The organism is Nitrosovibrio sp. Nv17 (genome assembly GCF_900119085.1).
In the GTDB taxonomy this organism is placed as follows: Bacteria; Pseudomonadota; Gammaproteobacteria; order Burkholderiales; family Nitrosomonadaceae; genus Nitrosospira.
On the sequence record NZ_FPIQ01000012.1, the window covers coordinates 16,196 to 30,896 of the forward strand.

Genomic DNA, 14,701 nt, shown 5'->3' on the forward strand with positions numbered 1-14,701 from the left:
TCAGCTGCGATAGCTCGCATTGATGTCGACGTAGTCGTGCGAGAGATCGCAGGTCCAGGTGGTTGTGCCGGCGGTGCCGCGTCCCAGGAGCACGCGGACGGTGATGTCGGTCTGCCGCATCACCCGCTGGCCATCCTCTTCCCGGTACCCGGCCGCCCGGCCGCCGCTTTCCGCCACCAGCACGTCATCCAGGTACAGCCTCACTCCATTCACGTTTAGCCCCTCGACGCCTGCATACCCGACGGCCGCCAGGATGCGGCCCAGATTGGGGTCGGAGGCGAAGAATGCGGTTTTGACGAGCGGTGAGCGTGCGATGGCGTGCGCCACGCGATCGCACTCGTCCTCGGTGCTGCCGCCTTCGACGCGGATGGTGATGAACTTGGTGGCGCCTTCGCCGTCGCGCACGATCATCTGCGCCAGCTGCTCCGCAAGTTCCGTCACGCCTGCCCGCAGGGCGAGGAAGCGGGGATCCGCATCGTCCAGGATGGGCCTGCCGGTGCCGGCGCCCGTGGCGATCAGCATGAACGCATCATTGGTGGAAGTGTCGCCGTCCACGATGATGCGATTGAAGGACGCCCGGGTCGCGTGGTGCAGGATCTCCTGCAGCAGCGGCTGCTCCACGGTCGCGTCGGTCGCCACATACGCCAGCATCGTCGCCATGTCGGGTCGGATCATCCCGGAACCTTTCGCAATGCCCGTGAGGGTGGCGACGGTGCCATCGTCGAACGTGATCCGTCTGGAGGCCGCCTTGGGAACGAGATCGGTCGTCATGATCGCCTGGGAAGCCGTAAACCAGTTGTCCGGCCGCAGATCGGCGATTGCCGCGGGCAGGCCGCCGATGATGCTTTCCAGCGGCAGGGGCTCCATGATCACGCCGGTCGAGAAGGGAAGTATCTGGCGGGCGTCGCACGCCAGCAAACGGGCCAGGCCCGAGCAGGTGGCGCGTGCCCGGGCGATGCCCTCCTCCCCGGTGCCCGCGTTGGCGTTGCCGGTGTTGACGACCAGCGCGCGGATCGGGAGAACGGGTCCGGTTTGCGACAAATGTTCGCGGGCAATGACGACCGGTGCGGCGCAGAAGGCATTCCGGGTGAAGACACCGGCGGTTCGCGCGCCGTCCCGCAGCGCGATCACCAGCAGATCCTTGCGACCCGGTTTGCGGATGCCCGCTGCCGCCACTCCCAGCGAAACGCCGGCGACCGGCAGCAACTCCTCCGGACGGGGAGGGACGAGATTGGCGGGCATCTATCTTTTCCTCAGATGGAAGGTGAATGTCCCGGCGTCTTCCGTGGATGACAGCAGCGCATGCCCGGTCTGGTCGGCGAAGACCTGGAAGTCGATGACTGCGGCGGGATCGGTGGCGAGAATCCGCAGAATCTGGCCCGAAGAGAGCTCGGACAGCGCTTTTTTCGTTTTCAGGATCGGGAGCGGACAATGCAGGCCGCGCACGTCCAGTTCCCGGTCGCAGTGTGCGCCTGTGCGGCCGCCCGCCTCGGGCGGGTTCGCTGTCCGGTTGGGGTGGGCCATGCGGGGATTCAGAACGCGGCCAAGGCGTCGGCCGCCGTCACGAGCCCGCGGTAGCGCGCCAGCCATGCCAAAGGAATGACTTCGTCATGACCCCGGGCTGCCGCGTGCGCCGCCGCTAACGCACCGAGCATGACCGAGCGGCCGCAGCTGTCGCCTCCTGCCCGGATGTTGGCCTCGACGGCCTGGCGATAGCCGGGCGCATGCTGCGCGATGTGGACGATGACGGGCAGCCCATCGGTCACGTGACAGGCCATGCCGAAACGTTGTGCCGCGGCAGCGCCATCCAGCGCCGGCAGGGCAAGCGCCTCTTCCAACAGGGGGGCGAGGGCGGGGCCTGCGAGCGGCAGGGGCCGGCTCAGGGCCTGTTCGATCGGGGCGCCTCCCAGCACATGGAACAGGGCGGCACAGGCATAGCGTGCGGCGGCTGCCGCCACCTCGTTGTCGTTGGTGATGCGCACGAGCAGTTCGACATGTTCGAGCAGCGCTTCCAGCGGTCCATCATGGGTCGCAGCCAGGGGCACGAGTGCTGCCAGGGCCGGATGCTGGTCGTCGTCCGCACCGGAGGCGGCCGGAAACTGCGCGGGGTCGAGCGGCAGCAGCGTGCGCAGCGTCTCGCGCGTGGGCGTGTCGATGTAACCGACATAGGCGCCCCCCGGGCCGAAGCGGGCACGGTACTCTGTCTGGTAGGCGATGCGATCGAAGGTGCCGTGGGCGGCCAAGTGTTGCAGCGCCAGCAGGCACGTTTCCCCATAGCTGCTCGAATCTCCGGCGCGTTTTCCGCCATGGGCGAAGTATCCTTTGGATTGCGCATAGTAGCCGGCATCCGGGGTCAGGAATGCCAGGCCTTCCTTCGCTTCGATGTGCGCAATCCGCTCCTGATCGTACAGCCAGTGCAGGCCGAGTGCAGCGGCATCGGCGACGAGTGCGCCAACGATGGCGGAACTGGATGGTCTCTTCATGGTTTCGGCGGTTTTCTGGGAACCGAGGCTAGATTTCTTCCTCGGCCGGAAGCTTCTGCGCTTCATCTTCCAGCATCACCGGGATACCATCCTTGATGGGGAAGGCGAGGCGATCCGCTTTGCAGATGAGCCTTCCCTCCGGTTTCCGGTAAAGCAGGGGTCCCTTGCACAGGGGGCACACCAGGATGTCGAGCAGTTTTGCGTCCATAGGGGTCCGTGGCATTGGCGGCGTGCGCCTCGCCGGATTGTCCGGCTGGCTGCTACCGTGAATTCTCGGTGGTGAAGGTGATGCGATTATAGCCTGCCATGCGTGCGGCTTCCATTACTGTCACGACGGACTGATGGGTGGCGCGTGCATCCGCATGGATGGCGATCATGGGGTCGAGGCGCCCCTGCGCGGCAGCGCGCAGCGCCTCCCCGAGCAGGGCGGCATCGGGATGCTCGATGGGCGCCCGGTCGATCGCGTAGCGCCCGGCGGCATCGACCGAGACCTCGATGATCCGGGCATTGCCGGCAGGCTCTCCGGAAGCGGCCTGCGGCAGGTGGATTTCGAGTTGTGAGAACCGGGAGTAGGTGGTGGTGATCATGAGGAAGATCAGGATCACCAGCAATACGTCGATCATGGGCACCAGGTTGATTTCCGGCTCCTCCCTGTGCCTGCCGCGCTGGAAATTCATGAGGCCGCCGTGTCGTCAGGGGTGTTTTCAGTCCCGGCGCTCGCCATGGACGATCTCCATCAGCTTGAGTGCCTGCAGTTCCATTTCCAGCACCAGCAGATCCACCTTTGCACGAAAGTGGCGGTAGAAGATCATGCTGGGGATGGCCACAAGGATGCCGAAGGCCGCGTTGTAGAGCGCCACGGAAATGCCGTGCGCAAGCTGCGCCGGGTTGCCGCTTCCCATCGAGGGCGTGCTCGCGCCGAAGATCTCGATCATGCCGACCAGGGTTCCGAACAGGCCCATCAGCGGGCTCAGGGAGGCGATGGTTCCCAGCGTGGTGAGATAGCGCTCGAGATCGTGAGCCACCAGGCGTCCTGCCTCCTCGATGGATTCCTTCATGATTTCACGCGTGCTGCAGTCGTTTCTCAGCCCTGCGGCAAATACCTGTCCCAGGGGAGAATGTCCCTGGAGACGAGCGAGCATGGTTTCCCTGACACCGTGCTCCCGATATTCCCGCGCCACGTCGGTGAGAAGGTGCGGCGGCGCAACGACGCTTATGCGCAGCGTCCATAAACGCTCGCCGATGATCCCCAGGGCGATGACGGAAGCCAGAATGATGGGCCAGATGGGCCAGCCGGCGGCTTGGACCAGAGCGAACACTCGACACTCTCCTGGTGGGTTGGATATTCGCGCCGGGCGCGGGCATGTGAATGCGCATGTACCCGGTCACCGGACCACGGTAATGTATCGTGGCGGCGTGATTTCAGCAAGGACGGGAAGCGGGCCGCCCGGGTTTTTCTTGTCCACAATTGCTGTGGATAAGTATGTGGATAGACTGGCGGGGAAAGGCACTAAGTCAACCTTCTGCAACAATTTTCGGTAGAAAGTTCAATTTTTGATCTTTCATATAATTCTATTAAAAACATCATGTTACATGAATATTCAGTATCCATGCGGGTTTGGATGACACAAATATGCAATTCTTGTGACAAATGTGGATTACTGTAGAATGCCACCGATGGATCCTCCCGTGAAAATGGAGCACGCGTTCACCATCCTGAGCGTGAGCGAGCTCAACCGCAGTGTCAAGGATATCCTTGAACGGACCTTTCCGCTGCTATGGGTGAGGGGCGAGATCTCGAACATCAAGCGCTACGGTTCGGGACACTGGTATTTCTCCCTGAAGGATGCCGGCAGCCAGGTGCGTTGCGTCATGTTCCGCGAGAAGAGCCGGTATCTGGACTGGGCGCCGCAGGATGGCATGCAGGTTGAGGTGCGCGCGCTGGTAACCCTGTACCAGGCACGCGGCGATTTTCAGTTGAGCGTCGAGACGATCCGGCGTACGGGTAAGGGGACGCTGTTCGAGACCTTCGAACTGCTCAAGGAGCGGTTGGGCAGGGAGGGGCTGTTCGATCCCGGCCGGAAGATTCCGCCTCCGATGTTCCCGCGGCAGATCGGAATCGTCACCTCTCCGGTTGCGGCGGCGCTGCAGGATGTGCTGTCCACCTTGCGGCAGCGCCTGCCCTCCGTGCCCGTGATCGTCTATCCCACGCCGGTGCAGGGGGCCGGGGCGGGCATGAGGATTGCAGCAGCCATCCGGGAGGCGGCCCGTCGTGCCGAATGCGACGTGCTGATCCTGTGCCGGGGTGGTGGCAGTATCGAGGATTTGTGGGCGTTCAACGAGGAGGAGGTGGCGCGCGCGATTGCCGCGTGCACGCTGCCCGTCATCTGCGGCGTTGGGCACGAGACCGACTTCACCATTGCGGACTTCGTCGCAGATCTGCGTGCGCCGACTCCAACCGGCGCCTCCCAGCTTGCCTGTCCGCACCGGGTGGAACTGGCGCATCGGGTAAGGATGCTCTACAGCCGCATCGGTCGCGAGACCTGGCGCGGCATCGAGGACCGCCTGCAGGGGGTCGACATGCTGGCAGCCCGCCTGGGCCGCCCCGGTGCGCGGATCGATGCGCTATCCCTGCACCTCGGGCATCTTGGTGAACGCCTGGAAAATTCGTCGAGGCGAGCCATGGAGGCCCGTCATTGGAGCCTGCAGGATCTCGGGCGGCGCATGGGCGCGATCCGGCCCGACATCCCCCGCCTGGCGGATCGGCTGCGTGATCTGGCCTTGCGCCTGAACCGGAGCGCCGTCGCGCGCCTCGCGACTCTCGTCCTAGGCCTGGAGCGCCAACAGGGCAGCCTGGCCCACCTGCATCCCGACTCCGTGCTGAGGCGCGGTTACAGCATTGCCCGTGCGGCCGACGGGACAGTGGTGAGAGACAGCGGCCAGATCGATGCGGGCGACATCCTGCGCGTGACCTTCGCCCGCGGCTGGAGCAAGGCCAGCGTGGTCGAGAAGGGCTGACAGCGTGTTTTGCCGGACGGTCGAACGCCGGCGCGGGCAGCCCGCTCTGGACATTTGCGGCGGGGTCATGCAGACTTGCGCAGCCTGCACCCAGGCCTTGTCGCCGGGCATCACTGCGGACCCGTGGGCCACCACGGACATCGGTCGTATCTATTGAGGAACAGCGTTTTCATGGCCAGGATCTTTCTCGTGCTGGGCGCGATCAATGCGGCGCTGTGCATCGCGCTCGGGGCCTTCGGTTCGCACGGCCTGAAGCAGCGTCTTTCCGCCGACATGCTGGCGGTCTACCAGACAGGGGTCCAGTATCATTTCTACCATGCGCTGGGGCTGCTCGCCGTGGGCCTCGCGTTGCAGCGCTTTCCCGCGTCCCGGCCGATCGTGCTCTCGGGCTGGCTCATGCTGGCGGGCATCGTCCTGTTCTCGGTCAGCCTGTATGCGCTGAGTCTGACCGGCATACGCGGGCTGGGAGCAGTCACGCCGGTCGGCGGCGTGGCATTCCTGCTCGCATGGGCGTCGCTCGCCTATGGCGCATGGTCGACACGGTGAACCACACGGCATCGCGACGGATCGAGGCGTTCATGCCTGCATCGCATCGGTGACGTTGCACGATTTTTTCGCACCCTGTCCACGGGGACTGGAATCCGTGCTCGCCGCGGAACTGGAGGGACTGGGGGCGTCGTCCGTGCAGGGGCATGAGGGTAGCGGACGAGGGGGGGTACGGTTCCGCGGCGACTGGCGCACCTGCTATCGGGCCAATCTCGAAAGTCGCATCGCCAGCCGTATCCTCTGGCGCCTCGCATGTCTGCCCTACGCCAGCGAGAACGATGTCTACGAGGCAACCCGCGCGCTGCCATGGAGCGACTGGTTCGATCCTGCGCTCACCCTGCGGGTCTACGTTGCGGCGATCCAGTGTCCCCTGCGCAGCCTCGATTTCATTACCTTGCGCATCAAGGATGCGGTCTGCGATGCGTTTCGCGCGGCGAGCGGCAGCCGTCCCAGCGTGGATACGTTGCAGCCCGACATGCGCATCCACGGATTCCTCGATGCACGTACGTTCTCCCTGTACCTGGATACCTCGGGCGACGCCCTGTTCAAGCGCGGTTTCAGAAACGAGGGCGGCGTCGCACCGATACGGGAAAACCTTGCGGCCGGCATTCTCGCCCTGGCGGGCTGGCAGCCGGGCGTTCCGCTGCTAGATCCCATGTGCGGCGGCGGCACGTTTCTGCTGGAAGCCGCTCAAAGGTCGCTGGATATCGCACCTGGCTCGGGACGGCGCTTCGCCTTCGAGAAGTTCAAGGGGTTCGATCCCGGACTGTGGGCCGGCGTGCGCAGGACGGCTTTGGCGCGGCAGCGGCCTCCGGTGCGCCAGCCGTTGTTCGGCAGCGATCTTCATGGCACCGCCGTGGCGGCCGCGCGGGCCAACCTGTCCGCAGCCGGGCTTGCGGAGGTCGTCATGCTGAAACAGGCAAACGTGCTGGAGATTTCCGCGCCTGCCGCCTCCGGCATTCTGGTCGCCAATCCACCGTATGGCGTACGCATGGGAGAACCGGAGCGGTTGCTGGTACTGTATCCGGCACTGGGCAGCGTGCTGAAGAAACGTTTTAGCGGCTGGCGGGTCTATCTGTTCAGCGCCGATCCGCTCCTGCCGAAGCACATCCGTCTTGCAGCCTCGCGCCGTATACCGCTGTTCAACGGCGCGCGCGAGTGCCGTCTGCTGGAGTACAGGATGGTGGCAGGCGGGATGCGCGGCGTCCGGCGATCGGATGAAGGACCACTGCCTGCCTGACGAGCCGACGACATGGGAAATTTTGGGAAGCGAGATCGAGTACGGTGGATTCCTGCCCCGGGCGGTCAATGAAAGGGCCGACACGGGCTATCCTGCTGATGATGGGATTGGGCTGCGCCGGTCTGATCGGGGCCGCCCTGTATCTTCAGCATGCGGAAAACCTCCTGCCGTGCCCGTTGTGCGTCGTGCAACGCGTGGCCTATTGGCTGGTGGGCGTACTCGCGTTGCTGGCGCTACTGCACGATTCGCCGGTGGCGCTGCGCCGTGGATACGGCGCTTTCATGGCACTGGCGGCGTTCATCGGGGCGGCGGTGGCGCTACGCCAGGCCTGGTTGATTCGTCACCCAGAGGCGTTCGAGTGCGGCATCAGCCCCGAGGAACGGTTCCTGAACGCGCTTCCCATCGCGCGCTGGTGGCCCGCCATGTTCGAAGCCAACGGGGATTGCGCGGATGCGGCCTGGACATTCGCATCGCTCTATCTTCCGGATTGGTCGGCGCTGTGCCTGCTGCTTCTCGGTGGACTGGCGATCCATGTCCTTCTTGCGGAGCGGGTCGTCCGCTGACTTGAAAACTGCGGGCGCGGCCCCATTTGCCCCGTGTCATCCATAACAACCCAACGGATATTCCCATGAAGCGAATCTTCCTGTTCGTCATCACCAACCTGGCGGTACTGCTGGTATTGAGCATCACGTTGCGCCTCCTGGGCGTGGATCGCATCCTCGATGCGGAAGGCACCGGACTGGATCTGAATGCCCTGCTCGTCATGGCCGGGGTGATCGGCTTCGGCGGCTCGCTGGTGTCGCTGGCCATGTCCAAGTGGTCGGCCAAGCGCATGACCGGGGCGGTGGTGATCGAGCGGCCCACCGATCCGACCGAACGCTGGCTGCTGGAGACCGTCAGGCGCCAGGCGGAACAGGCGGGGATCGGCATGCCGGAAGTCGCGATCTACGATGCGCCCGACGTGAACGCCTTCGCCACGGGCATGAATCGCAACGACGCGCTGGTGGCCGTCAGCACCGGCCTGCTGCGCGGGATGCAGAAGGACGAGATCGAGGGCGTGCTCGCGCACGAGGTCACCCACGTTGCGAACGGCGACATGGTGACGCTCGCCCTGATCCAGGGGGTGGTCAATACCTTCGTGATCTTCCTGTCGCGGGTGGTGGGCCACCTCGTGGACCGGGTCGTGTTCAAGACCGAGCGCGGACATGGGCCTGCCTTTCTGGTCACGTCCCTGATCGCGCAGATGGTGCTGGGTGTGCTCGCCACCATGATCGTCATGTGGTTCAGCCGCCAGCGCGAGTTCCGTGCCGATGCCGGGGGGGCGCAACTGGCGGGGCGGGGCAAGATGATCGCCGCGCTGGAGCGGCTCAAGCAGCGGCATGAGGCCCCGCAATTGCCGGAGAAGCTCGCGGCCTTCGGCATTTCCGGAGGTGGCGATGGTCTGCGGGGCCTGTTCCTGTCGCATCCGCCGCTCGACGTTCGCATCGCCGCATTGCGCTCCGCATCCTGATTTCGGAGCGGGGCGGTGGCGCAGCCATATGCTGCGCCACCGCCCGAACCGGCTGCCTATTCCTCCGAATCCGTCGGAGGCGGGCCGTCCTCATGGATCAGGCTGCGCCGCTGCTGCAGGTAGGCGTCGCGCACAAACTCGTACTTGTCCAGCGCGGCTTCATCCAGCGTTTTTTCCGACTTGAGCAGCCCGGCACGCTTGTCGGTAAGTTTCACGCTGCCCACGATCGGGCCAATGAAGGGTGCCACGAAGAAGCTGCCGATGAATACCGGGTCGGAGGCGATGTCGAGCATGCGCCCGCCCGCGTCGCGTGCGGTACTGGGACCGAGGAAGGGCAGCACCAGGTAGGGGCCGCTGGCGACACCGTGGTGCCCCATGGTCTGGCCAAAGTCCGCGTCACGTTTTTCCAGGCCGATGTCGCTGGCCAGATCCACGAGACCCGCCAAACCGAAGGTGCTGTTGACGACGAAACGCATGCTGCTCGTCAGCGCACGATCGAATCTGAGCTGCAGGAGATTGTTGACGGTGTTGGGCAGGTCGCCCAGATTGGAGAAAACGTTGCCTACCGCCATTTCGACCGGATCGGGGACGATCCATCGGTAGCTCCGTGCCACTGGCTTGAACACATAGTCGTCCACGGATTCGTTGAACGCAAAAATCTTACGGTTCACCGGCTCCCATGGATCCCGCTCATCGACGTAGACTGGAGTGGCGGGGGGTTCGCTGTTCCTGAACACGGGACCCGCAGGACGTTCGCCAGGGGCGTCGCCGGCCTCCTTGGCGGCCGCCACGGATACAGGCGTGACGGGCGTGGCTGCGGCCTCTACGCTTTCCTCCACTCCATCCGCCGTTTCCACCGCAGGTGCATGCGTGTCGGGCGATGTCGCCGCGGCGGACGAGGGTGGCGCACCCGCTGTCTCGGTCTCGAGCCCCGTACTCCGGGTCTGGCTGGTGGTGGCGCAGCCACCGAGAAAAATACCCAGGAGTAGAACCGACAGGGCACAGGATCTGATGGAATGAGCCATATTTGAATATGTGTGTGAGAGTGGGTGGTTTATACGTCCAGACAGGCCAAAATGGCCGTTGCCATTATAGGGCCAATCAATTTGTTTTTAAAAGAACATTTTTACGGTGCATCGCGTCGCACGAAATCCCGGAAACGGAAGCCAAGCAGTCCAAGCGTCGCGAAGTACCCGGCAGCTCCGGCAAGGATGACCCATAGCAGTCGAATAGCGCGTTCCGTTGCCGGCGCAGAGAGCCATGCTGCGTCATTGTCCGAAACAAACCATAGCGTGATCCCCATGACGGCCAGTGCCGTCGACGTCTTGATCATGAAGACGGGCCATCCGGGTTGCGGCCGATAGATCTGCTGACTGCGCAGCCTGGCGTACAGCAACGCGGCATTGAGGCAGGCGCCCAGTCCGATGGACAATGCCAGCCCGGCATGGCGCAGTGGAACGATGAATGCCAGATTCATCAATTGGGTCGCGGCCAGTGCGACCAGGGCGATCCTGACGGGGGTCCGGATATTCTGGCGCGCGTAGAATCCGGGCGCGAGCACCTTGACCAGGATAAGCCCTGGCAGCCCCAGGCTGTAGGCCAGCAGTGCGTCGCGCGTCATCCACAGGTCATGGCTGGAGAATTCGCCGTGATGGAACAGCGTGCTGATCAGGGGAACGGCGAGCAGCGCCAGCGCCAGCGCCGCGGGCAAGGTCAGCAGCATGGTCAGGCGCAGGCCCCAGTCCAGGAGACGGGAATACTCCTCGGTGCCATTCTCCGCATGGTGGCGGGACAACGACGGCAGCAGGACGGTACCCAGCGCGACGCCCAGCAGGCCGGCGGGGAATTCCATCAGCCGGTCGGCATAGTAGAGCCATGACACGCTGCCCGTCACCAGAAAGGAGGCGAAGATGGTATTGATGAGGAGGCTGATCTGCGCGATGGAGACACCGAATGCAGCGGGCCCCATCTGCTTGAGGACGCGCCAGGCACCGTTGTCGGCGGTGCGGAGCCGGGGCCACGGCAGCAGTCCGAGGCGCATCAGGGCAGGGATCTGGAAGCCGAGCTGCAACAGGCCGCCGATGACAACTGCCCAGGCGAGCGCCAGTACCGGGGGATCCACCAGCGGAGCGAGCCACAGCGCGCAGCCGATGAAGGAGAGGTTCAGCAGGGCAGGGGTCAGGGCAGGTATCGCGAAGGCGCGATGCGCATTGAGGATGCCGCCTGCGAGCGCCACCAGCGAGATGAACAGGATATAGGGAAAGGTGATCCGCAGCAGTTCCGTGGTCAGTTGGAATTTTTGCGGATCGGAGGTGAATCCCGGCGCACTCACGTAAAGGATCAGGGGCGCGGCGACGATGCCCAGCAGCGTGACGACGAACAGGGCCAGCGACAGCAGTGTCGCGACGTGGTCGATGAGATGGCGCGTTTCCTGCCGGGTCCGGCGATTCGTGTACTCCGCCAGTATCGGCACGAACGCTTGGGAGAAGGCCCCTTCGGCGAACAGCCGCCGCAGCAGATTGGGGATGCGAAAGGCCACGAAGAATGCGTCGGTCCCCATTCCTGCGCCGAAGATACGGGCAATCAGTGCGTCGCGCACGAATCCCAGTATGCGGGACACCAGTGTCATCCCGCTGACGGTGGCAAGGGTCTTGAGCAGATTCATCGGCGGCTATGTTACCCCGAATATTTTTGTTGGAGTCGTGTATTGATATCGCGCCGCATGCCTGGCCCGATTCCGGCGGCCGGTATTGCAATATGCTGGAAGTATCCGTATTATTGCTAGGTTAAGTCTCTGGAATGGGCGCAAGAGAATCGACAGTCATTCATCCGCAATTCGAGGAATTTCATATGGCCAATAGTGCGCAAGCAAGAAAGCGTGCGAGACAGAATACCAAGCAGCGCAATCACAACACCAGTCTGCGTTCACGGTTGCGTACGGCGATCAAGCACGTGAGGAAGGCTGTGGGGGCCGCCGACAAGGCTGCTGCCCAGACAGCATTCCAGGCATCCGTCGGCATCATCGATTCCATCGCCGACAAGGGTATCATCCACAAGAACAAGGCAGCTCGCCACAAGAGCCGCTTGTCCGCCGCCGTCAAGGCGCTCGCCTGAGCGTTCCATCACGCCATTCAGGCGCATGCGGCGGGGCTCTCCCGCCGTTTCTTCATCCGCTACCGGCATCAGTTCGCCGTCACCGCATTTCCAGGTCTGCCAGAAACTCGCCCGCCAGCAGTGGAAGGCTCGCTCCTCATCCTCGCCGCTGTTGTGGGCGCAGCGGTCGGTCAATGCCGAGAGCAGGTCGATGAGGATGGGAAAGATGACGATGCTGGAGTTGTCATTGCAGATATGGATGAGCGCAGGATAGCGCAGCTGCGTTGCTTCTCGCTTCCTGCTGGCAGGTGACGTCAAGGGCGTTCTCCTTCTGGAAGCTGGTTTTTCACGGGACGGCCACACGAAGGCACGCCAGCGCTCAGATCCTATTCAGGATGGTTGGGCGGCTGCCCACGCGCGCATTTATTCCATACGCAAACCGAGGAAGAACCGGAATGGCGGAGGCCCAGGGGACAGATGGGCATGCCCGATCCGCATCGGCGTGGTGGCTTCGGGGTGGATGCCCGGTGCCACTGCTGCGATGTGTCGGATCAGGGGTGAGATGCAGGTGCCGGAAAGGGAGCCGGCGGCTGCAGCGCCGATGCCGCCCCGGGATGCCGGTGAACGCCTGGCCGATTCCATGACGTCCATATGAACCGCTTTGCTACCGGCTGCATTCGGGCTTTGTCCCGGCTGCATTCAGGCGTTGCAAAGGACATCGTTTTGGCGCATAAAAGCGGTTTTTACATCGGAGCAGCGTTCTATGAGGCGACCTGTCAGCCGGATTCTCGTCATCAACGACGAGAAGCTGATCCTCAAGGAGTTCATCAAGGGATTGAACGCCGCCGCCAAGTCGCTGGAAAATCCCCTGGGCATCACATTCTATGGCGTCACCACCGCCCGCGAGGCGTTGCAGGCGATCGAAGAGGATGGGGACATCCAGTCGGTGGTGGTGGACGATACGCTCTATACCCTGCGAAACGGCGGGAAGGATGCACGTGACCTCCAGATGACGGCGCTGACGCTGGTGCAGAAGATCAACCGGTTTCGTCCCGAGCTCGACATCTACATACTGATCGCCCAGGAAAAGGAGGACGAGGTCGTCGACGCGCTGTTCTCCGAAACGGTGGACGGCTATTTCTATCGCGAGGAGCGTGACTACCGCGGCATGTACCGCATTCTCAACGCCCAGCTCCAGGAGAAGGCGCGCACGCCGTTCTACGACCAGCTCAAGAACTATGTGCTGATGGCGAAGGATGCCTGGCACACCCCCGGGCACTCGTCCGGGGATTCGTTGCGCGACAGTCCCTGGGCCAGCGATTTCTACCAGTTCATCGGCGAGCACATCTTTCGCGCCGACCTGTCGGTATCGGTCCCGATGCTGGATTCTCTGATGGAGCCCCAGGGCGTGATCGCGGAGGCACAGAAGATCGCCGCCAAGGCATTCGGCGCGCGGCGCACCTTCTTCGCCACCAACGGCACCTCCACCGCGAACAAGGTGATATTCCAGACGCTGCTGGCGCCCGGCGAGAAATTGCTGCTGGATCGCAACTGCCACAAGTCGGTGCATCACGGCGTGGTGCTGTCCGGCGCGCATCCGATCTACCTGGATTCCTCGGTCAACAAGAAGTTCAGCGTATACGGCCCAGTGCCCAAGCGGATCCTGCTCGACGCCATCGAGGCGCATCCGGATGCGCAGGCGCTCATCCTCACCAGTTGCACCTACGATGGCCTGCGCTACGACCTGCCGCCCATCATCGAGGCTGCGCATGCCAGGGGAATCAAGGTCATCATCGACGAGGCCTGGTATGGCTTCGCCCGCTTTCATCCGGCCTTTCGCCCCACTGCGATGGAAGCAGGGGCGGACTACGCCACCCAGAGCACCCACAAGGTGCTGTCGGCGTTTTCCCAGTCCAGCATGATCCACGTCAACGATCCCGATTTCAGGGAGCATCTGTTTCGCGAGAACTTCAACATGCACACCTCCACCAGCCCGCAGTACAGCATGATCGCCAGCCTCGACGTGGCGCGCAAGCAGGCGACGCTGGAAGGATACAAACTGCTTTCGCGTACGCTGGAACTGGCGGAAGAAGTGCGCACACAGATCAATTCCACCGGGGTCTTCCGTGTGCTGGAGTTGTCGGATCTGCTGCCCGAGGAAGTCAGGCACGACAACATCCAGCTGGATGCCACCAAGGTAACGGTCGACATCTCCCATTGCGGCTTCACGGTGGAGGATCTGATCCGGGAACTGTTCGAGCGCTACAACATCCAGGTCGAGAAGAGCACCTTCAATACCCTGACGCTGCTGCTCACCATCGGCACCACCCGCAGCAAGGTTTCCCGGCTCTACGACGCATTGATGCGCATCGCCCGCGAGGGGCGCGCTCCCCGTCGGCTCTACCAGACGCCGGAGATTCCCGGTTTCACGGAACTGAGATATCTTCCGCGCGATGCGTTCTACTGCGGCGGCGAGCTGGCGCCGTTGCTCGATGAGCAGGAAAAGGTCAGCCACGATCTGGACGGCAGGGTCTGCGCGGATCAGATCACTCCATACCCTCCCGGCATCCCCGTGCTGGTGCCGGGGCAGGTCATCACGCAGGCGGTGGTGCAGTATCTCGTGGGCATGCTGCGTTCGCAGAAGCGGGTCGAAGTGCATGGCATCGTGTACGACGGATACCTGCCGTGCTTGCGGCTGCTGCGGGCATCAGAGGAAAAAGGCTTGAAAAAGCTGGTCAAATAGGTAAAGATATGAGATTGTGCAAACACGGCGGCTGGGGCCGCCGTACTGCATTCTGGATGCGGGAAACC

Annotated in this window: 15 protein-coding genes; 7 read left to right on the top strand and 8 right to left on the bottom strand. The window is 63.4% G+C overall.

Annotation, left to right across the window (positions count from 1 at the left end; translation table 11 throughout):
• The 6 genes from argJ to BT108_RS08255 are packed head-to-tail and all read right to left on the bottom strand — an operon-like array spanning position 1 to position 3,802.
• Entirely contained in the window at positions 1–1,242 is a 1,242-nt protein-coding gene (argJ, locus tag BT108_RS08230) for a bifunctional glutamate N-acetyltransferase/amino-acid acetyltransferase ArgJ (RefSeq protein ID WP_072294060.1), read from the bottom strand.
• The gene (locus BT108_RS08235; protein WP_072294061.1) at positions 1,243–1,524 is read right to left on the bottom strand and encodes a sulfurtransferase TusA family protein; all 282 of its coding nucleotides are present in this window, start codon (positions 1,522–1,524) and stop codon (positions 1,243–1,245) included.
• An 8-nt stretch (positions 1,525–1,532) separates the two neighbouring features.
• Entirely contained in the window at positions 1,533–2,483 is a 951-nt protein-coding gene (locus BT108_RS08240) for an ADP-ribosylglycohydrolase family protein (protein WP_072294062.1), read from the bottom strand.
• A 28-nt stretch (positions 2,484–2,511) separates the two neighbouring features.
• The gene (locus BT108_RS08245) at positions 2,512–2,691 is read right to left on the bottom strand and encodes a Trm112 family protein (RefSeq protein ID WP_072294063.1); all 180 of its coding nucleotides are present in this window, start codon (positions 2,689–2,691) and stop codon (positions 2,512–2,514) included.
• Positions 2,692–2,743: 52 nt separating this feature from the next.
• The gene (locus tag BT108_RS08250) at positions 2,744–3,160 is read right to left on the bottom strand and encodes an ExbD/TolR family protein (RefSeq protein ID WP_072294064.1); all 417 of its coding nucleotides are present in this window, start codon (positions 3,158–3,160) and stop codon (positions 2,744–2,746) included.
• A gap of 27 nt (positions 3,161–3,187) precedes the next feature.
• Positions 3,188–3,802 (bottom strand): MotA/TolQ/ExbB proton channel family protein, encoded by a 615-nt coding sequence (locus BT108_RS08255; RefSeq protein ID WP_072294065.1) that lies wholly within the window; start codon positions 3,800–3,802, stop codon positions 3,188–3,190.
• A gap of 358 nt (positions 3,803–4,160) precedes the next feature.
• On the opposite strand from BT108_RS08255, the gene xseA reads away from it, so the two are divergent.
• The 5 genes from xseA (at position 4,161) to htpX (ending at position 8,797) form a co-directional block, all read left to right on the top strand.
• Positions 4,161–5,501 carry an exodeoxyribonuclease VII large subunit gene (gene xseA / locus BT108_RS08260; protein ID WP_072294066.1) on the top strand — a complete coding sequence of 447 codons (1,341 nt, stop codon included), beginning with the start codon at positions 4,161–4,163 and terminating at the stop codon, positions 5,499–5,501.
• A gap of 171 nt (positions 5,502–5,672) precedes the next feature.
• Positions 5,673–6,047: a DUF423 domain-containing protein gene (locus BT108_RS08265; RefSeq protein ID WP_072294067.1), complete on the top strand. Its 375-nt coding sequence runs from the start codon at positions 5,673–5,675 to the stop codon at positions 6,045–6,047.
• Positions 6,048–6,096: 49 nt separating this feature from the next.
• Positions 6,097–7,287 (top strand): THUMP domain-containing class I SAM-dependent RNA methyltransferase, encoded by a 1,191-nt coding sequence (locus tag BT108_RS08270; protein ID WP_072294068.1) that lies wholly within the window; start codon positions 6,097–6,099, stop codon positions 7,285–7,287.
• A gap of 68 nt (positions 7,288–7,355) precedes the next feature.
• Entirely contained in the window at positions 7,356–7,850 is a 495-nt protein-coding gene (locus BT108_RS08275; RefSeq protein ID WP_072294069.1) for a disulfide bond formation protein B, read from the top strand.
• A gap of 65 nt (positions 7,851–7,915) precedes the next feature.
• Positions 7,916–8,797: a protease HtpX gene (gene htpX, locus BT108_RS08280; protein WP_072294070.1), complete on the top strand. Its 882-nt coding sequence runs from the start codon at positions 7,916–7,918 to the stop codon at positions 8,795–8,797.
• A gap of 56 nt (positions 8,798–8,853) precedes the next feature.
• Here the strand turns inward: htpX and BT108_RS08285 are convergent, their stop codons facing one another.
• Together BT108_RS08285 and murJ are read right to left on the bottom strand one after the other, a co-directional pair.
• On the bottom strand, positions 8,854–9,822 hold the full coding sequence (locus BT108_RS08285; RefSeq protein ID WP_255369668.1) for an MlaA family lipoprotein: 969 nt from the start codon (positions 9,820–9,822) through the stop codon (positions 8,854–8,856).
• A gap of 101 nt (positions 9,823–9,923) precedes the next feature.
• Positions 9,924–11,462 (bottom strand): murein biosynthesis integral membrane protein MurJ, encoded by a 1,539-nt coding sequence (gene murJ / locus BT108_RS08290; protein WP_072294071.1) that lies wholly within the window; start codon positions 11,460–11,462, stop codon positions 9,924–9,926.
• Positions 11,463–11,647: 185 nt separating this feature from the next.
• Here murJ and rpsT point away from each other — a divergent pair, with 185 nt between their 5' ends.
• Together rpsT and BT108_RS08305 are read left to right on the top strand one after the other, a co-directional pair.
• Positions 11,648–11,911, top strand: a complete 264-nt coding sequence (gene rpsT / locus BT108_RS08295; RefSeq protein WP_072294114.1) for a 30S ribosomal protein S20 — start codon at positions 11,648–11,650, stop codon at positions 11,909–11,911.
• A gap of 742 nt (positions 11,912–12,653) precedes the next feature.
• Complete coding sequence (locus tag BT108_RS08305) at positions 12,654–14,633, top strand: aminotransferase class I/II-fold pyridoxal phosphate-dependent enzyme (RefSeq protein WP_072294073.1); 1,980 nt, start codon at positions 12,654–12,656, stop codon at positions 14,631–14,633.
• Positions 14,634–14,701 lie beyond the last annotated feature (68 nt).